The following is a 17,066-nucleotide window of genomic DNA, read 5'->3' as shown; positions in this document are numbered from 1 at the left end:
AGCTTTATTATTAATCCCCGGGCGCTGTGCGCCCGGGTTAGTACTACAGCTGTTATGTGGTAATGATGTGTTGCTGGTTAACGAGCTCGTCGTAGGTGGTTTGAACGCCATCAAGCGTCACGAGCGTGGTATTAGTGTAGGTGCTCCCTGCACCGTCACGGTCGATGGAGATCACGGTATTACCATTACTATTAGTGACATGGAGGTAGTTCCCGAGCGTGGAGGCGCTACCGTTCCAGCCCACCAGCAGGTCGCTAATGTCGATTTTATCCCCCTGCGCCAGCGAGAAGCCGGTCCAGTGGTCGCCCGCGGTGCTGCTGACGTTCCCCCCCGTGGCATTCCCTACCGTATTGTTCAGCACCTGGTAAATCAGCGTGTCGCCGTAGGCGGTGCCGGTAATGACGTCGTTGTGTTCAGAGCTGATGAACTGCGGCGCCATGTTGATGGTCAGCGAGGCGCTGTCCGTCTTACCGGTGGCATCGGTCAGGGTGTAGTTGAAGGTCTCCTTCGAGGTCATGGATGAGAGCGATACCCCGCTGTTGAGGGTATAGGTGTAATGCCCGTCAGCGGCAATCGCCAGGGTGCCGTAATGGCCGGTGATATTGACGGTTGCGCTGCCGGTGTACGGATCCAGCGTGGTGGTCACGCCGTTGTAGCCGGTAATACTGACGCGTGTATCCACCGAGTGGAGCTGATCCAGCACGCCGCCCGAGTCGGTGCCGTCAAAGATATTGCCGTTGACGGTGTGAGTGCCCGTGGCGTCAAAATCAGTCAGCGAGTAAGTGGTGCCGTTGACGCTTGGGGTAATGGTAATGTTCCCGACGCTCAGCCCCGGTACGCTACCGGTATAGCTCAGCGTGTAGGTCCCGGCGTTGAGATCCAGCCCGGTCAGCGGAACGTCAATACTGCCGTTCAGTAACGAAATGCCGCCGAAGGAGCCGCTGCGGATCACGCCCGAGCCGTCGCTGATTGTCCAGTTCACCGTCAGTCCGCCCAGCGACAGCAGCGAGGCCACGTTAAAGTGCAGCGAGGCGTTATGCAGCGCGGTGTTTGGATCCACCACAAAAGTTCCGCTGCCGCTACCCTGGGTTGACGAGAGCAAGGCCGTCGTCCAGCTTGCCGTACCCACGGTGGTATCGGAGTACGCTGACGTATGGTGTACTGACGTTACATCCATCACGGCGCTAACATCGTTCACCGCATTCATCGGCTGGGCGGTTGGAGTGATGTTGAGCGATGCCGTGTCTTTCGTGCCGTCTGGCGCGGTGACGGTATAGATGAAGGTATCCGGCGTGCTGATATGGTCCACACCTACACCACTCCTCAGGGTATAGGTGTACTGACCGGATGAATTAATGGTCAGCGTGCCGTATTCCCCCTGAATGGTGGTGGTGCCAGTGCCGTTGACCGCCACGCCGTTCACTTCGGTAACCAGCGTGCCTGCTGGAACCGGGTCATTCGCCAGCACGTCGCCCGTGGTCGTCTCGCTGATACTCGATACGCTGTAGACATGATCCTGCAGAACGCTCAGCGTGTAGGCCGTCAGGGCGGTGATCCCGGACGCGGTATTCAGCAGGAACAGGTACTCCCCGGCAGGCAATTGCAGCGTTAGCTGAGATGACGTGCCGCCCAGCAGCGGGGCACGCAGCCAGCCCGACTCGACGCGTACCTGCTCGAAAGTCTGGGTGGCGTTGTTAAATTTATAGACGTACAAATCAAACACCGACGCCAGCGCCACGCCGCCAACGGAGGCCTGGATGGTCATGGTGCGGGTGGTGCCTTCCTCCACGTTATAGATAATGGGGTTGGTCATATCGTCCAGCAGGTTAAGCCCGAGCGTGTTGCCGAGATTGATACCCACCAGGGTAAAGCCGCCCTGAGACGAGGTGCCGTTATTGATTTCACTCACGGTGGTGTCAAAGGTCAGCGAGGCGGTATCGTCCGCCGCCACAATTCCGTTGACCGTTCCGGCTCCCAGAGACAGCACCAGGTTCGCTGACGCGCTGACGCCGTTATGGGTGATGGTGTAGGTGAAGCTCTCTGTCCGGCCAATGACCGCCGCGCTGGTGTCGGTCAGGGTGTAGGTGTAGCTGCCGTCGCGGTTAATGGTCAGCGTACCGTATTGACCCTGGATCACCGTGCCGTCTGCATTGACGCTGGTGGTGACACCCTGCGCGTTGGTCACGGCGGAGATCGTGGTTCCGGCCGGGGCATTGTCGCTGCCAGCGGTCGGGTCTGTATCCAGAATCACGTTCCCGTTGAGGCTGGTATCGCCCGTGACCGTGCCCGGACCGGTCTCTTTCACCGCCACGTCGAGGCTGGTGTAGGAGCCGGTCGCCAGCAGGTTGGTGTTATAGCTGAGCACACGGTAGTTGCCGTCAGCCAGCCCGGTCAGGTTCAGCGATACGCCGGTGGCACCGAGGGTCAGCAGGTCAGCAAACTGCGGCTGTCCGGTGTCCACCACGGTGGTCCAGGCGCCGTTGACGTAGTGCTGCACCACCAGCTCAAGGGTGTTAAGCAGAGAGAGCACAGCCCCCGTGGCGTTGGCGTTCACCACGATATCCGCGCTCCCGCCGTTGCCCACCGTGAAGTTCACCTGCGCGGTGTCGTTCCCGAGCAGCGTCAGGACGTTGCCCACGGCGCCGACCAGCAGGAAGCCGTAGTCGCTGTACTGGCTGTTGGTGACGGTGGCCGTGGTACTGAGATCCAACTCTTCGACGTTATTGCTGGCGGAGAGCGGCACCACCGGCGCGAGCGCCGAGCCGGGCAGCGAGGTGTTGCCCGCCGCGTCGGTGGCGGTGATCTGCAGCGTCTGGCCTTCGGTCTGTTTATTCGTAAAGGTATAGCTGTAGGTGCCGTTACTGCCCGCAATGGCGGTTACCGTTGAGCCGTCCGCAAGGCGGATACTGACGGTGCTGCCGGCTTCCGCATTCCCGGTCAGCACGCTACCGTCGGCGTTGAAGGTCCCGGTAGGGGCCGTTGGGGCAGTAAGATCGACGGTAATCGTCGTCACGGTGGACGCCACGCTGGTGTTGCCCGCCGCATCGGTGGCTGTGGCCGTGAAGTTATGCGTGCCTTGCGTCAACGTGGTGGTGGTTTGTGGCAGGGTCCAGTTGCCGCTGGCATCCGCGGTGACGGTACCCACCAGCGTGATGCCATCGTAGATCCGTACCGTCGCATTGGCTTCGGCGGTTCCGTTCAGCGTAGGGCGCGTGTCGTTGGTCGGGCCGGTTATCGGTCCGGTGACGCTGCCCACATCATCAACTACCGAGCTGATGACGGGCGCTGACGGGGCAAGGGTATCAACGTTAATCACATACCCGGCGGTTGGCGCGCTGGCGTTGCCCGCCGCATCGGTGGCGGTAAAGGTTAAATTGTGCGAACCGTTGCCCAGCGCCGGGGAAGGGGTAAAGCTCCATGCCCCGCCGGTGGCCGTCACGCTGCCAATCTGCACGCCGTTATCAAAGATTTTCACCGTCGATCCGGCTTCCGCCGTCCCGCTGAGGGTTGGCTGTGCATCGTTGGTCAGCCCGCCGTTAGCAACGGGCGTTGGCGCATTGCCAACGTCATCCAGAATGCTGGTGAGCACTGGCAGCGCAGGCGGCGTGGTGTCTATCGTCAGACTGAAGCTTGCCGACGACACGCTGGTGTTGCCTGCCGCGTCCGTCGCCTGGGCGGTGAAGCTGTGTGCGCCCGTTGCCAGCGTGGTATTGAGCACGATACTCCAGCTCCCGGTGCCGTCAGCAGTCCCTGTCCCGACCAGCGTGGTTCCCTCATAGATATTCACCGTGGCAAACGGTTCACTGGTTCCGACAAGGCGCGGTACGGTGTCGTCCGTGGTCTGCCCGGACGTGATCGGGCCGGTGATGCTGCCTACGTCGTCTATCGCCTGGCTGATAACCGGCGCGTTCGGTGCCGTGGTATCGACAACCAGGGTAAAGCCTGGCGAAGCCGGGCTGACGTTCCCCGCAGCATCGGTGACGGTGGCGGTCCAGGTATGGCTGCCGCTGGACAGCGGCGTTGATGGGGTAAAGCTCCATGCGCCGGTACCGTCCGCTTGCGCGGTGCCGATCGGCTGCCCGTTTTCATACACGGTGACCGTGGCGTTGGCCGTCGCGGTGCCGTTCAGCGTCGGCGTGGTGTCGTCGGTACTCTGCCCGGAGGAGAGTGGGGTTTGAACGCTGCCCACGTTGTCTGCTGCGGTTGAGATAACCGGCGCAGACGGCACGCCAGTATCTACCGTCAGGTTAAACGGCGCTGTCGTACTGCCGGTGTTGCCTGCCGCGTCGGTGGCATTGAATGTGATGGCATGCGGCCCGTCGCTCAGGTCACTCCCCGGGGTGAAGGTCCAGTTACCCTGGGCATTCACGACGGCGGTGCCAATTTCGTTACCATCAACGATCACATGCACTGTAGAACCCACGTCACCCGTGCCGTTGAAGGTCGGACGCGCGTCATTGGTGGTGTTGCCTGACGTAAGCGTCCCGGTGACTGGTGCGATATCGTCGATCACGCTGGTCACTACTGGCACGACCGGACCTGCGGTATCGACGGTAAAGGTGAAGACGGAGGAGTTAGCCGAGGCGTTGCCCGCGACATCCGTTGCGTACACGCGCAGGGCGTAGCTGCCGTCGACCAGCGGCGTGGTCGGGGTGAAGGACCAGTTTCCGCTTCCGTCGACGATTGCAGTACCGATCTGCGTACCGTTGTTCATGATGTGGATGGTGCTGCCCGCCTGTCCGGTACCGCCGATCGTTGGTGTGCTGTCGTTGGTTACCTGCCCGCTGGTGAGGTTGCCCGTGATGCCGCCAGGGACGTTGTCATTCACCGTATCCAGCGTTGGCACCGTCGGTGCTGTCAGGTCAACCACCACGCTCCAGGCGCCTGAGACTGCGCTGACGTTACCCTGCGGGTCTGTCGCCTGAGCGGTGAAGCTATGCGAGCCTTCGGCGAGTGCGGTGTCCGGGGTAAACGTCCATGCGCCGGTGCCGTCCGCCGTAACCACGCCAATCTGCGTGCCGCCGTCGAATATCGTCACCACGCTGTTGGCTTCCGCCGTTCCTGAAAGGGTTGGCGTGGCGTCGTTGGTTGGTGTGCCGCTGACCACGGTTGTGGCGGAATTGCCCACATCATCCGTTACGTTAGTGATGACCGGCGTGGTGGAAACGGTATCCACTACAACGGTGAAGCCCGCAGAAGGCGCGCTCTGATTCCCCGCCGGATCGGTCTCGCGGATGGTGAGAACGTGAGTGCCCTCCGCCAGCGAAGAAGGTGGCGTGAAGCTCCAGGTGCCGGTATTGCCGACCACCACGCTGCCCAGCAACGTCCCGTTGTTGTAGACGGAGATGGTATCCCCCACCGCGCCGGTGCCGGTCAGCGTCGGCTGGTTGTCGTTGGTAGTCTGGCCGTTGGTTAACGGACCGGTGCCTGGACCCACGTCGTCAATCACCGCGCCGATGGTCGGTGTGCCTGGTGCGGTGAGGTCAACGGTGACGCTGGCGGCAGGAGAGCGGCCGCTGGTCGCACCGTTGAGTGTCGCGGTTACCTCAAAGGAGTGCAGACCTTCGCCAAGCGCGGCCGGTGTATAGCTCCAGTTGCCGCTGCCGTCGGCCGTCACTGTCGCCACCGGCGTCAGGCCACCGTCCTGATAGATGGTTACCAGGCTGCCCGCTTCGGCCGTACCGGTCAGCGTAGGCGTGATGTCATTGGTGGTTTTGCCTTTTACATCGCCCGTGAGCGGCGCTGCGTCATCGTTGATTGCCGTAATGACGGGAATATCAGGAAGATTAGGCAACGTACCGATGACGTTGTAAGTCGCATCAGGGCTGGTGCGCCCCGAAGCATCGGTGGCGCTCACGGTTAGCGTTGCGCCATCCTGCGGTGCCGGGCTGACCGCGATGGAGAAGTTGCCGGTGCTGTCGACAACACCAGTCCCAATGACGGTGCTACCGTTCATCACGGTAATGATGCTTCCCGCTTCGGCGGTACCGGTCAGTGGCGTCCCTTCTGCAGCCAGGTTCAGATTGTCAGGGGCGGTTGGGTCGAGAGTATCAACCGTGACGTTAAGCGGCGCAGAGCTGGCTGAGGTGTTACCGGCTGGATCGCTGGCCGATACGGTAAAGGTATGTTGTCCATCCGCCAGCGTACTGTCGGCTGTCCAGGTCCAGGAGCCGTTCGGCTGAACCGTTACCGGTACGGCGGATGGCGTGCCATCCACCGAGACGATAACGGTCGATCCCGGTTCACCGGTTCCGGTGAGCGTTGGTACACCGTCGCGGGTATAGAGCACATTGTTGGTGAGCTGGCTATCTGAGACGGCATTGATTTGCGGGATCGCAGGCGCAACGGTATCGAGTGTCACGGTAAATACCGGGCTGGGCGCGCTGACGTTACCTGCCGCGTCGACGCCCGCAACGGTGATATTCAGCGGGCCGTCCGTTTGTGCTGGCAGGTCAAGATTCCATTCTCCATTAGCCACGACGACGCGTCCCACTTCGACGCCGTTGTTGTAGACGATCACCGTCTCACCGTTAACACCCGTACCGCCAACTGTCGGCGTGGCGTCTGTGATGAAGCCACCGCTCGGCTCGCCGCCAACGGCGCTAATTACCGGCGTATCCGGTGCCACGGTATCCACGGTGATGGTGATCGCCGGTGACGCGGCAGAGACGTTGCCCGCTTCATCGGTAGCGGTGGCGGTATAGACGTGGCTGCCCTCGCCAATATTGCTGTCAGGACGCCAGCTCCAGTTGCCGGTGCTGTCTACCGTGACGGTGCCAACAACGGTCGGTATGCCATTGACGGTGTCGGTGATGTTGATAACGTCGTTCGCCGTTCCGGTGCCGCTCAGGACCGGACGCGGATCGTTGGTGGTTCCACCATCGGGAACGGGGCCGGTGACCTGACTGACGCTGTCGGTAATAACCGGTGCCGCAGGTGTCACTGGCGGGTCAGTGTCAATGGTGATGGTTACCGGCTGTGACGGCGCGCTTTCGTTACCCGTGCCGTCCATGTTGGTCACGGTCAGGGTAATGTCATAGGTGCCGTTAGGCAGCGGTGTGGCAGGCGTCCAGGTCCAGTTCCCGGTACCGTCCACCACGACATCATCAAGTTTGACGCCACCGTCGTAGATCGTCACCGTATCGCCCGGATTGCCGGTGCCGCTCAGGGTCGGCGTGGTGTCGCGGGTGGTTTCTCCCGGGTTCAGCGGCGTTTCTGTTCCGTCAGGATTGACGGTAATTGCCGGGATATCCGGCGTGGCAGGCGCCACGGTATCCACCGTCAGCACAAACGGGCTGGAGACAGTAGTATTGCCTGCGGCATCCGTGGTATGCACCGTCAGCGAATGCGGGCCGTCGGTGAGCGGGGTAACAGGCGTAAAGCTCCAGCCGCCGCTTCCGTCAAGGGTGGCGGTGCCGAGCAGCGTTGTGCCGTCATAGACGGTGACGACCGCGTCAGGCGGTGCAGTACCCTGCAGCAGCGGCTGGGTGTCATCGGTGGTATCGCCGCTGCTGAGCGGTCCCTGAACGCCGCCGACATCATCCGTCACGCTGGCGATAGTCGCGGCCACAGGCGGTGTGGTATCGACGATAACGTTGAAGCCGGTTGACGGCAGGCTGGTGTTACCTGCCGCATCGGTGGCGACAACGGTAAAAGAATGAGGCCCTTCGCCAAGCGGCGCGGTGAGGGTATAGGTCCACGTGCCGTTGCTTCCGACCGGGACCGTGACAAGATCGGCGCCATCCAGGCGGATGGTGACCGTTGAGCCCGGTTCAGCCGTGCCGTTGAGCGTTGGCGTGGTGTCGTTGGTACTGCCGTTGGGGCTAAGCGCACCGAGGCCCTCGGGGGCATCATCCACCACCTGAGTAATGACCGGCGTAGCGGGCGCCACGCTGTCAATTATCAGCCCCCAACTGTTGGACACGCCGCTTGTATTGCCTGCCGCATCGGTTGCAACTGCCGTCAGGGTATGCGGACCCTCTCCCAGTGGTGTGGAAGGGGTAAAGCTCCATGCACCGAGGCCATCAGCGACGGTGGTACCTATCACCACCCCGTCAGCACGAATGGTGACCGTGGCGTTTGCCTCGGCGGTGCCGCTCAGCGTCGGGGTGGCGTCGTTGGTGGTGTCATTCAGGTTGAGCGAGCCAAGCGTTCCCCCGGGAGCATCGTCCACGACCTGCGTAATCACCGGGGCATCTGGTGCTGTGCCGTCAACGGTAATCGTCCACGCGTTCGATTGGCCGCTCGGGTTACCGGCAGCATCTGTTGCTGTCGCCGTCAGCACATAGTTACCGTTAGACAGTGGTACAGGCGGTGTAAAGCTCCACAGGCCGGATGAGGGGACGTTCACCGTGCCGAGGATATCACTGCCGTTGGATATCGTGATGGTCGAACCGGGTTCGCCCGTGCCGTTCAGGGTCGGGGCCCGGTCATTGGTCAGCCCATTCTGGCCCACGGGGCCGGTTGTGGCCTGCACGTCATCAATCACCGACACGATAACCGGGGTCTGCGGTGGGGTCGTATCCGGTGCCGCGGCGGCGGTTGCGGGGCCTGTATTGCCTGCGGCATCGGTGGCGTTTGCGGTCAGCGTTTCGCCGTTGAGCTTAGGCGGGGTCAGCGTCAGGGTGAAGTTACCCTCACTGTCTGCCACCGACGTGCCAAGGATGACATTGCCATCCCGGATGGTCACCGTGCTGCCCGGCTCTGCGGTACCGCTGATGGAACCGCCATCATTTGACACGACGAGGTTTCCGGGGGCCAGCGGCGGGGTAGTGTCAACGGTGAAGGTGATAGGCGCTGATGCCGCACTCTGGTTTCCGGCGGCATCGGTTTCCACGACGGTTATCGAGTGTGCTCCGTCCGGGAGCGGACCGTCTGGCCTGATGCTCCAGGTGCCGTTGGGCAGTACGGTTGTGGTACCCACGACCACACCATTATCGTAAATAGTAATGGTTCCACCCGGCTCGCCCGTTCCCGCCAGGATCGGTTTTGATGCATCGGTGGCGGTGCCAGAGGTGATGGTTCCTCTGATAGTCCCCGTGTCGTCAGTCAGTACGATCGCCGTCGGCGTTGCCGGCGGGGTGAGATCGACGGTCAGCGTAAAGACCGGTGAAGCGGGGCCGGTATTACCGGCGGCGTCAGTTGCCCGCACCGTAATCTGGTGGGTACTTTCGCTCAGATCAACTGACGGGGTGAATGTCCAGGTGCCATTGCTGGAGACGACTGCCGTGCCGATGGCGATCCCGCCGTCATAGATCGTCACGGTTGAGCCCGCCTCGGCGGTGCCGCTGAGCTGGGGCCGCTGATCGTTGGTGCTGCTGCCGTTAGTCAGCGCCCCCGTTTGAGGGCCGACATCGTCCGTTACGCTGCCAATCGTTGGGGCATCGGGGGCGGTGAGATCCGGCGCGGTCACCGTTGCGCTCTGGCTGGTATTCCCTGCCGCATCCGTCGCAGTTGCGGTGACATGTTCACCGTTGATCAGCGGAGTGCCGAGAGAAACAGTAAAGTTGCCGTCGCTGCCGGTTTTCCCTGTGCCGATAACGTTGCCGTTTGCATCTTTCAGCGTGATTGTGCTGCCGGGTTCAGCGGTACCGGTGACGGTTTTCCCGTCCGACGAGAACGTAAGACTCGAGGGTGCATTCGGCGGCGTTGTATCCGGGGTAGAAGGTTCACCTGGCGTGCCGGGATCAGGATTAGGATTAGGGTTACCGTTATTGTCATCGTCACCCCCCCCGCCACCACCGCCGGAGCTTGCCGCCGCCGCGATGCCGCCTGCGGCAACAATACCGCCCAGCGCCCATGGCCAGATGGCCGCGCCACCGGTATCACTTCCGGATGCCGCTAGCAGCACGTCTGTCGACGCGATAGATTCATACGTGGCGGCCCCGGCAGGATCTTCTATCCACCATAACGCACCGTCGCTGTCCTGGAGTACCAGCTGGCTTACGCCCTGCGCGTCCGTGACGTAGAAATTTTTAAGGGTTATTACTTCCCCTGAGTGCAGTGTCACCACCAGATCGTTACCACTTCGCGCGAAATGGGAGACATCAGCTCGCTCTACATGAAGCTCAACGATAGAGGAATGGCTCAGCGTAACCTGTGTGCCTTCCGTCGTAGTTTCCACGCCAGTAAGTTTTGATATAACAGAGATTTGGCTCATTTCGTTATGACTCCAGCAGAGTTACCGTGAACGGCGAGCAAGACGAGCCATCTCTGTAGAAGGTAAAGGGCGCCCCCGGCGGAGTGACTGTTAATTAAACAGTCCTCACCGTCTTTTTTAGAGCGAACGATGCCCGCCAGAATTCAGAGTGGCAACATCAGAGCGAATCTAATTACATATGAAAGAAATACGTTTTATTTGTGTTTTGCGTCTTTTAAAACCCTGTAATTAATAGAGGAATTCGTTTTGAGGAGATAAAAATGATATAGCCAGAAAACTCTGAATGTGCAAATTAAGCTTGCGTAAATAAAGGGGTAAACAATGAAGAGGGCATTAATGTATTGATGGTGTTTATTGATGTGTTTTTCTATCGTTATGTTTTTAATGTCTTTTTATTTTCCGTGTGTTGTGACTTAGTCATCCTGAAGATGCAGTGTAATTATTGGTGGGAGATGTTTTAAATATAATTTAAATTGTGATTATTTAATCGTGCTTAATGTGTGTTTAAGTTAGGGTAACGTTTTTGATATAAGATATATTATATCACCGGTGTAATAAAATATATTCTTGTAGGGGGTTAAAACTCTGCTAGCGGTTGCAGGATAATAATAATGGGAAGATAGATATAAAATAACCTGATTTATTTTCAATGTGATTACGTCGCAGGCATGATTTTCTGGACGGTAAAAAATCGCGGAAGAATGAATAAAAACCGCCGGTAGGGCGTTTACTGACGTCACTCCCTTCTAACCCAGGAGCTTTATATGAACACGACCTCGTTTCGCCTGATCCCGGTGCTGATTTTTTCCCTGCTGTCTCCGCTGGCGCTGGCAATGGGCGATAATAGTACCGAGAGCAAAACGCCCGACTGTCCTTCCGGACAGGTGTATGACAGCGCCACCCAGAAATGCGTGCCGGACAAGAGCAGCAGCCTCAGCGATCAGGACAAAACCAACTATGCGTACCATCTCGCGAAGAAAGGGGAGTACCAGGCGGCGCTGAATCTGCTTGATTCACTGAAAAATAGCAATACGGCTGAAGCGTGGAACTATCGCGGGTTCGCCACGCGCAAACTTGGCCGTACGGACGAAGGCATTGGTTACTACCAGCGCGCGCTGGCTATCGCACCGGATTATGCCAAAGCCCGGGAGTATCTCGGTGAAGCGTGGATGGTAAAAGGACGACCCGATCTCGCGAAAGAACAACTGAAGGTGATTGCCGGTATTTGTGGCCCGTCCTGCGAGGAGTATCGCGACCTGCAGGCCGCCATCAACGGACATCCGGAATCCTGATTTTCTCGTGGAAGGAAAACACATCGCAACCAGTGAGGTTCGTCAACAGTTAGCCGCACACCTGTCGCGTCTCTGGCGCTATGGACTGGTGTTGTCGCGAAACAGGGATATCGCCGAAGAGCTGGTTCAGTCCACCTGCGTGCGTGCGCTTGAAAAAAGCAGCCAGTATACGCCGGGCACACGCATCGACAGGTGGCTGTTCGCGATCCTGCACTCCATCTGGATCTCTGAACTTCGGGCGCGATACGTGCGTCAGGGGCAGGGATTTGTGGCCAGCGACGAACTCCTCGCGCCGGATACCCGCGAACAGGATGAGACGCGCCTGCATTATCTGAAGGTGATGCAGCGCGTTAACGCCTTGCCCGAAGCCCAGCGTAACGCGGTATTTTTGGTTTATGTCGAAGGCTTTACCTACCAGGAGGCGGCGGACACGCTGGCAGTGCCGATCGGTACCGTGATGAGCCGGCTGGCCACGGCACGGGCTCGGCTTGCCAGGTCCGCCGACGCACTGCCTCCGGTAAAGGAGAAACGTTCTTGAACGCGCACCGTTTTGCACCGCCCTATAACGACGACGCTATCGTGGCATGGATAGATGGCGAGATGTGCCGCGCCGACGCACAGCAATTTGAAGAGCATTTAAACAGTGACGAACGCCTCTCCGGGCGAACCGCCGAACTGATGAAAAGCAGCCAGGATTACGCCGGGGCGTTTGCCTCCCTGCTGGATGATGCGCCTCTTGAGACGATGCAGGCGCGTCTGACGGCGCTTCCTGACCCACGGCCCTCCACGCCGGTTGGCGTCAGCAGGCGGGCGCTGATTGCCGCGTCGGTCAGCTTTTTGATGGTCGGCTCCGGGCTGGGCTACCTGTTGCGGCCCGCTTCCGCGCCAGCGGATGAGAACGCCCATATTCGCGACCTCGAAGCGCAATATATGTCCCTGTACAGCGTCGAGACGCTGCTGGATATGGACAGCGCAGCGCCGGTCCTGCAGCGCGGGCTCGAACGGGCGGCGCAGGATATCGGCATGAAGCTAACTATGTCGCAGCTTATTCTGCGAGGGGCTGAGCTTAAAATGGTGCGCATGCTGCGCTATGAAACGACCTCTATCGCGCAGATTGCCTGGCTCAACGCCGACTACGGCCCAATGGCGCTCTGTATCTCGCCTGTCGATGAGAAGGCGACGGCCTCGCTCCGCCAGGAGCAGCGGCACAGCATGAACCTGGCGTGGTGGCAGGATGCGGGCTATCAGTTTGTCCTGATTGGCCGCAATCCGCCGTCCCACCTGCGGGCAAACGCGGAGCAGCTACAGCGCCTCATCTCAGGATGACGGCACATCGTTCGTCTTGATTGCAATGGCAATGGCTATACGATCGTCCACGACCAGCGCAAACTTATCCATTCCATAGGTTGCGCGCGAGATCGCCGTGGTGGCATCAAGCCGGGGGGACTGTGCATGCGGGTCTTTCAACACGGCCTCCAGGATCACCGGCCGGGCAATGTTTCGTACGATCAGCGTGCCGAATACCCTGAACCGCCCGGCGCTCTGAGCGACCACGCGTGAGCTAATGAACTCGATGGTCGGGTAGCGCTCGGATTCAAAAAACATGTCGCTTTTCAGCTGCCAGGTGAGCAATTTGTTAGAAGCCACCAGAGTTGATACGGGAATGGTGACGTGAATATGGTCGTCGACGTCGTTATCCGGGTTGAGCGTCACGGCACCCGTCACGCCGCTGAACGTCGCCCAGGAGAGAATGCCGCCGAAGGCATGCCACGATAGCCGAATAGCGGTGTTATCGCTGTCGATAAGATAGCTTTTTGGGGCGGCGTACAGGGACGGACATAACAGTAGGGCGGTCAGAATGGCAAAAAGGCGATACATAGTGGTTTCTCCGATAAACGCGCACTGCGTAAACGCCTGAGGGGCTAATTGTATTCGAAGAAATTAAGACGTTCCGTCAATCTCACCGAAAATTTTCCTGATAGATAAAGGTTAGCACTGAGGAGCGCAATGAGGGGACTTTGTCTGATGATGCCGGGTTCCTGTGTCCTTTATCGCGTATGACCCTCAGCGGGCAAGCTGATGTTTTACCCTCAGAGAATGTCACTTATTTTTTTCCACATAGCATTACAACAAGCAATAAAATCAAAACTCCATATTAGATCATCATAGGTGGAGTTTTTGGTGTTTTGTGAGCAAGCTAACAGTATTGTAAGGGGAGATAAATACAATACGCTGACATTACTATCCAGTGCGAGAGATTTTCAGATATGGATTTCATCAATAAAATTAAACATGGGGGCGGTCTTGTGTTCATTGAAAAGATCTCTAATTGGGCGGGTGCTTTTTCAGGGCAGCGACATCTTTCGGCAGTGAGAGAATCATTTGTTGCGCTGATGCCGTTAATTATTGCTGCGTCGCTATTTATATTAATAAATAATGTATTGCTCAACGGTGAATCGGGCTTAGTCGGTTTTCTGGGGCTGGAAGGCGCATGGGTTGGCCATTTGCAGGAAATCGGTATTCGCGTATATAACGGAACGCTGAATATCCTCGCCTTTCTTGCAACGATGATGATTTCATACCGATTAGCCAACAGCTATGGCGAAGAGGGTATAACGTATGCCATTTTCTCACTGGCGTGTTTATTTGTACTATTCCCGGTAACTATTCCCGTGACGGTACCAACTGGCGAGGTTTTTCAGGTTTCGGGGCTTATCAGTGGCAATGAGAGTGGTGCTTCAGGTATGTTTGTAGGTATATTTGTGGCGCTCATTTCCACTGAACTTTTTCGCAAGGTTTCGGCCTCGCCAAAATTAAAAATAACCCTGGCAGATTCCGTTCCTCCGTCAGTTTCAAGGAGCTTTAACGTATTAATCCCCATGATCCTGGTGTTAACCTTGCTAAGGAGGGTGCGAATAAGTACCCTCCGCAACGAAAATGAAACTTTTAGTCAATTAAATTCAATCACTTACATAGGCGTTTTTTTGCGTTTGGTGACTTATTCGCACCTTCCCTAAGTATCTTTGCATGGTCGTTAACCAGTCTTTTCAACAAAAACATACATGAAATTGTCACGTTGATGATCCAGGCCCCGCTGCAAAATATTTTACAGGGGCTAAGCGGCGTCATCGGGCTGCTGCTGACGCAAAACGGCTTATGGTGGGCCGGGATCCACGGCGCCAGTATTATGTACCCAATTACTGAGACCACATTGCTGGTGGCGATTCAGGAAAATACGGCAGCGTTTAAGTCTGGCCTTGAAATCCCTCATATCGTCACGAAACCTTTCCTGGATGCCTTTGGATTTATGGGCGGTGGCGGTCAGACAATCGGCTTACTCATTGCGTTGTGGATCGCCGCTAAAAAATCGGAGCATCGTGCAATAACGCGCCTTGCAACGCCAGGAATGCTGTTTAACATAAATGAGCCCATTATTTTTGGTTTGCCTGTTATGTTCAACCCAGTGCTGATTGTGCCATTTTTATTTACCCCGATTATCAGCATCGTGATTGCTTATGCCGCGACGGCAATGGATTTCATTAACCATACCTATGTTCTTGTGCCATGGACAACGCCGCCAGTGGTTAGTGCCTTCCTCGCGACAGGAGGGGACTGGAGAGCCGCGGTATTATCCGTATTCTTAATCGGCTTGTCGGTTATCATCTATCTTCCATTTGTTATCGTTATGAATAAACAGAAATAACCAGAGGTAAAGCGATATGAATATTATTGGCATACCTCTGGATATCAGACCTTATAACTATGATTTCCTGGTTTCCCTCGTTTCGATGGACAATAATGTTTCGTTAAAAATGCCGGAGAAAGCGGTTTTGGGTTACAAAAAACAACCCGCTGAACATCAGGCTATAGATGAATTTTTGAAAGGCCACTGTGCAGATGCTGATGCATTAATTATCAGCCTGGATATGTATCTCTACGGCGGACTTTTCCCTGCCCGTATCCATCAAATGGAATTAACCGAGTTGACGGCAAGGCTAAATACGTTAAAAACGCTAAAGGAGAATTATCCCGCGCTAAAAATATATGCATCTTCGCTGGTGCTACGGACGCCAAAATATAATTCCAGTGAAGAAGAACCGGATTACTATGCGCACTTCGGGCATTCCATTTTTCAGGTGGGCTATTTGTCTGACAAAGAGAAGCGCGTTGGGCTAAGTGAAGATGAAAAAGCACAGCTGTTTGCGCACCGTTCAGCTATTGATTCTGCTGCTTTTGATGACTGGATGCTGCGTAGAAGCAAAAATCTACAGCTCATAGAAAAAGCGATAGAGTTCGTTGATGAAGAGGTTGTCGAGCAGCTGATAATCCCACTGGATGATACGGCGCAATTCGGTTTTACGATGCAGGATCTTGAACGTATCTACGAAAAGATATCTCTTCTCGGTGTTCAGGACCGGGTGTTTGTCCATCCTGGTACTGATGAGTCAGGATGCACATTATTGACCAAAGCTTATCTATCGATGAGGGGGCAGGCGTTTTTCGCCACGACGTACTATTCAAACGAATTGTTTAAAAGCTATATCCCGAATTATGAAGATCGTCCTTTTGTACACTCATTGCGCTCGCATGCTGCCGCATCAGGTATAACATTGGTTGATGATGATGTCTCGCTGCCCGTATTAGCGATCAATGGTTGCGGCGAGATCATGCAAGAGGCTTTTGATATCAGCTATGGGCTAAACCTTCATACCGGCACGCGCAAGCCGAAGTACAAAAATATTACGTATTTTACCCACCGTAACCTGGCAACATATGCAAAAGAAATTGCCAGCAGGGCTTTGCAGGTCCCCGTGGTGGTTATTGATGTGGCAATGTCAAATGGAGGGGAAACTGAACTGATTCGTGCGCTGGATAAAGCTGGCGCTCTTGATGCCATTAAAGGCTACGCAGGCTGGAATACCACGTGTAACTCGTTAGGGACGGGTATAGCGAACCTTGTCTTTTCGACCCTGGGCGATAACGCTGACGCAATCGAACATTTCCTGAAAGAAAGGCTGGTCTCGGACTGGGCTTATCAGACCGAGGTCCGTTTTCCTGTTCAGTATGAATATCTGGCGTCGATTGGTCTCAGTTATGACTCATTTGAAGAAAAGGAGTCTATGGTCTTCGAGAAAATTAAGTCTGAAATCGAAACCGTCTGGAAGGAAAATGTTAAGAATAGCGTTAATTTATGCTGTCCTGTGATCTCTTCCATTTCTGCACCTTTCCGGCGGATGAGTGGTTTACATATTACCCTTTCATAATTTAATCAGTGACGAGTCATTACTATGAATAAGATACTTTTAGTATGTGCTGCGGGGATGTCTACCTCGATGTTAATGAAGCGAATGAAAGATTATGCCAGTTCTCTCGATCACGAGACGATAATTGAAGCGCATGGTGTTGATGTTCTGAAAGATATTATTGTGAATTATGATGTTGTACTGGTTGCCCCTCAGATTCGATTCAAGCTGGCTGAAATACAAAAACTGGCAGAGATGCATGGTAAAAAAGCAAACGCCATCGACCCATTCCTGTATGGATCGATGAATGGCGAAAAAGTGTATCAACAGGCTGTTGATTTAATTGCCGCAAAATGAGTTGCGGCCACTGAA

General features: G+C 56.4%; 9 protein-coding genes. 7 read left to right on the top strand and 2 right to left on the bottom strand.

The features are described from left to right. Nucleotides 1–52: 52 nt before the first annotated feature. Nucleotides 53–10,159, bottom strand: a complete 10,107-nt coding sequence (locus tag ACOTXR_RS14980; protein ID WP_078309471.1) for a BapA/Bap/LapF family large adhesin — start codon at nucleotides 10,157–10,159, stop codon at nucleotides 53–55. 764 nt (nucleotides 10,160–10,923) lie between these two features. Between ACOTXR_RS14980 and ACOTXR_RS14975 the strand changes: the two genes are divergently transcribed. From ACOTXR_RS14975 to ACOTXR_RS14965, 3 genes are read left to right on the top strand one after another with little or no spacing between them, the layout of a single operon-like run. Then, nucleotides 10,924–11,451, top strand: coding sequence for a tetratricopeptide repeat protein (locus tag ACOTXR_RS14975; RefSeq protein ID WP_078309469.1), 528 nt, complete (start codon nucleotides 10,924–10,926; stop codon nucleotides 11,449–11,451). Between the two features lie 7 nt (nucleotides 11,452–11,458). After that, nucleotides 11,459–11,989, top strand: coding sequence for a sigma-70 family RNA polymerase sigma factor (locus tag ACOTXR_RS14970; RefSeq protein ID WP_078309467.1), 531 nt, complete (start codon nucleotides 11,459–11,461; stop codon nucleotides 11,987–11,989). Next, nucleotides 11,986–12,777, top strand: coding sequence for an anti-sigma factor family protein (locus tag ACOTXR_RS14965; protein WP_023331123.1), 792 nt, complete (start codon nucleotides 11,986–11,988; stop codon nucleotides 12,775–12,777). Before ACOTXR_RS14970 ends, ACOTXR_RS14965 begins: the two co-directional genes overlap by 4 nt. Here ACOTXR_RS14965 and ACOTXR_RS14960 read toward each other — a convergent pair. Next, a complete protein-coding gene (locus tag ACOTXR_RS14960) occupies nucleotides 12,769–13,329 on the bottom strand; it encodes a YceI family protein (RefSeq protein ID WP_078309466.1) in 561 nt (186 codons plus the stop codon). The genes ACOTXR_RS14965 and ACOTXR_RS14960 overlap by 9 nt on opposite strands. A gap of 389 nt (nucleotides 13,330–13,718) precedes the next feature. On the opposite strand from ACOTXR_RS14960, the gene ACOTXR_RS14955 reads away from it, so the two are divergent. From ACOTXR_RS14955 to ACOTXR_RS14940, 4 genes are all read left to right on the top strand, one after another. Further along, entirely contained in the window at nucleotides 13,719–14,468 is a 750-nt protein-coding gene (locus ACOTXR_RS14955; RefSeq protein WP_421767048.1) for a PTS transporter subunit EIIC, read from the top strand. A gap of 62 nt (nucleotides 14,469–14,530) precedes the next feature. Further along, nucleotides 14,531–15,154, top strand: a complete 624-nt coding sequence (locus tag ACOTXR_RS14950; RefSeq protein ID WP_421767047.1) for a PTS transporter subunit EIIC — start codon at nucleotides 14,531–14,533, stop codon at nucleotides 15,152–15,154. 16 nt (nucleotides 15,155–15,170) lie between these two features. Beyond that, nucleotides 15,171–16,715, top strand: a complete 1,545-nt coding sequence (locus ACOTXR_RS14945) for a DUF4127 family protein (RefSeq protein ID WP_200923693.1) — start codon at nucleotides 15,171–15,173, stop codon at nucleotides 16,713–16,715. 24 nt (nucleotides 16,716–16,739) lie between these two features. Continuing rightward, nucleotides 16,740–17,051, top strand: coding sequence for a PTS sugar transporter subunit IIB (locus tag ACOTXR_RS14940; RefSeq protein WP_078309461.1), 312 nt, complete (start codon nucleotides 16,740–16,742; stop codon nucleotides 17,049–17,051). Nucleotides 17,052–17,066: the final 15 nt, after the last annotated feature.

This window comes from Enterobacter cloacae complex sp. IR53030 (genome assembly GCF_049238365.1).
GTDB classification, from domain to species: domain Bacteria; phylum Pseudomonadota; class Gammaproteobacteria; order Enterobacterales; family Enterobacteriaceae; genus Enterobacter; species Enterobacter kobei.
This window is presented reverse-complemented; position numbering and strand designations above follow the sequence as displayed.

Excerpts from the sequence above, each read along its gene's own strand:
- ACOTXR_RS14980 (WP_078309471.1), bottom strand. The coding sequence starts at position 10,159 with ATGAGCCAAATCTCTGTTATATCAAAACTTACTGGCGTGGAAACTACG.
- ACOTXR_RS14975 (WP_078309469.1), top strand. The coding sequence starts at position 10,924 with ATGAACACGACCTCGTTTCGCCTGATCCCGGTGCTGATTTTTTCCCTG.
- ACOTXR_RS14960 (WP_078309466.1), bottom strand. The coding sequence starts at position 13,329 with ATGTATCGCCTTTTTGCCATTCTGACCGCCCTACTGTTATGTCCGTCC.
- ACOTXR_RS14955 (WP_421767048.1), top strand. The coding sequence starts at position 13,719 with ATGGATTTCATCAATAAAATTAAACATGGGGGCGGTCTTGTGTTCATT.
- ACOTXR_RS14950 (WP_421767047.1), top strand. The coding sequence starts at position 14,531 with ATGATCCAGGCCCCGCTGCAAAATATTTTACAGGGGCTAAGCGGCGTC.
- ACOTXR_RS14945 (WP_200923693.1), top strand. The coding sequence starts at position 15,171 with ATGAATATTATTGGCATACCTCTGGATATCAGACCTTATAACTATGAT.
- ACOTXR_RS14940 (WP_078309461.1), top strand. The coding sequence starts at position 16,740 with ATGAATAAGATACTTTTAGTATGTGCTGCGGGGATGTCTACCTCGATG.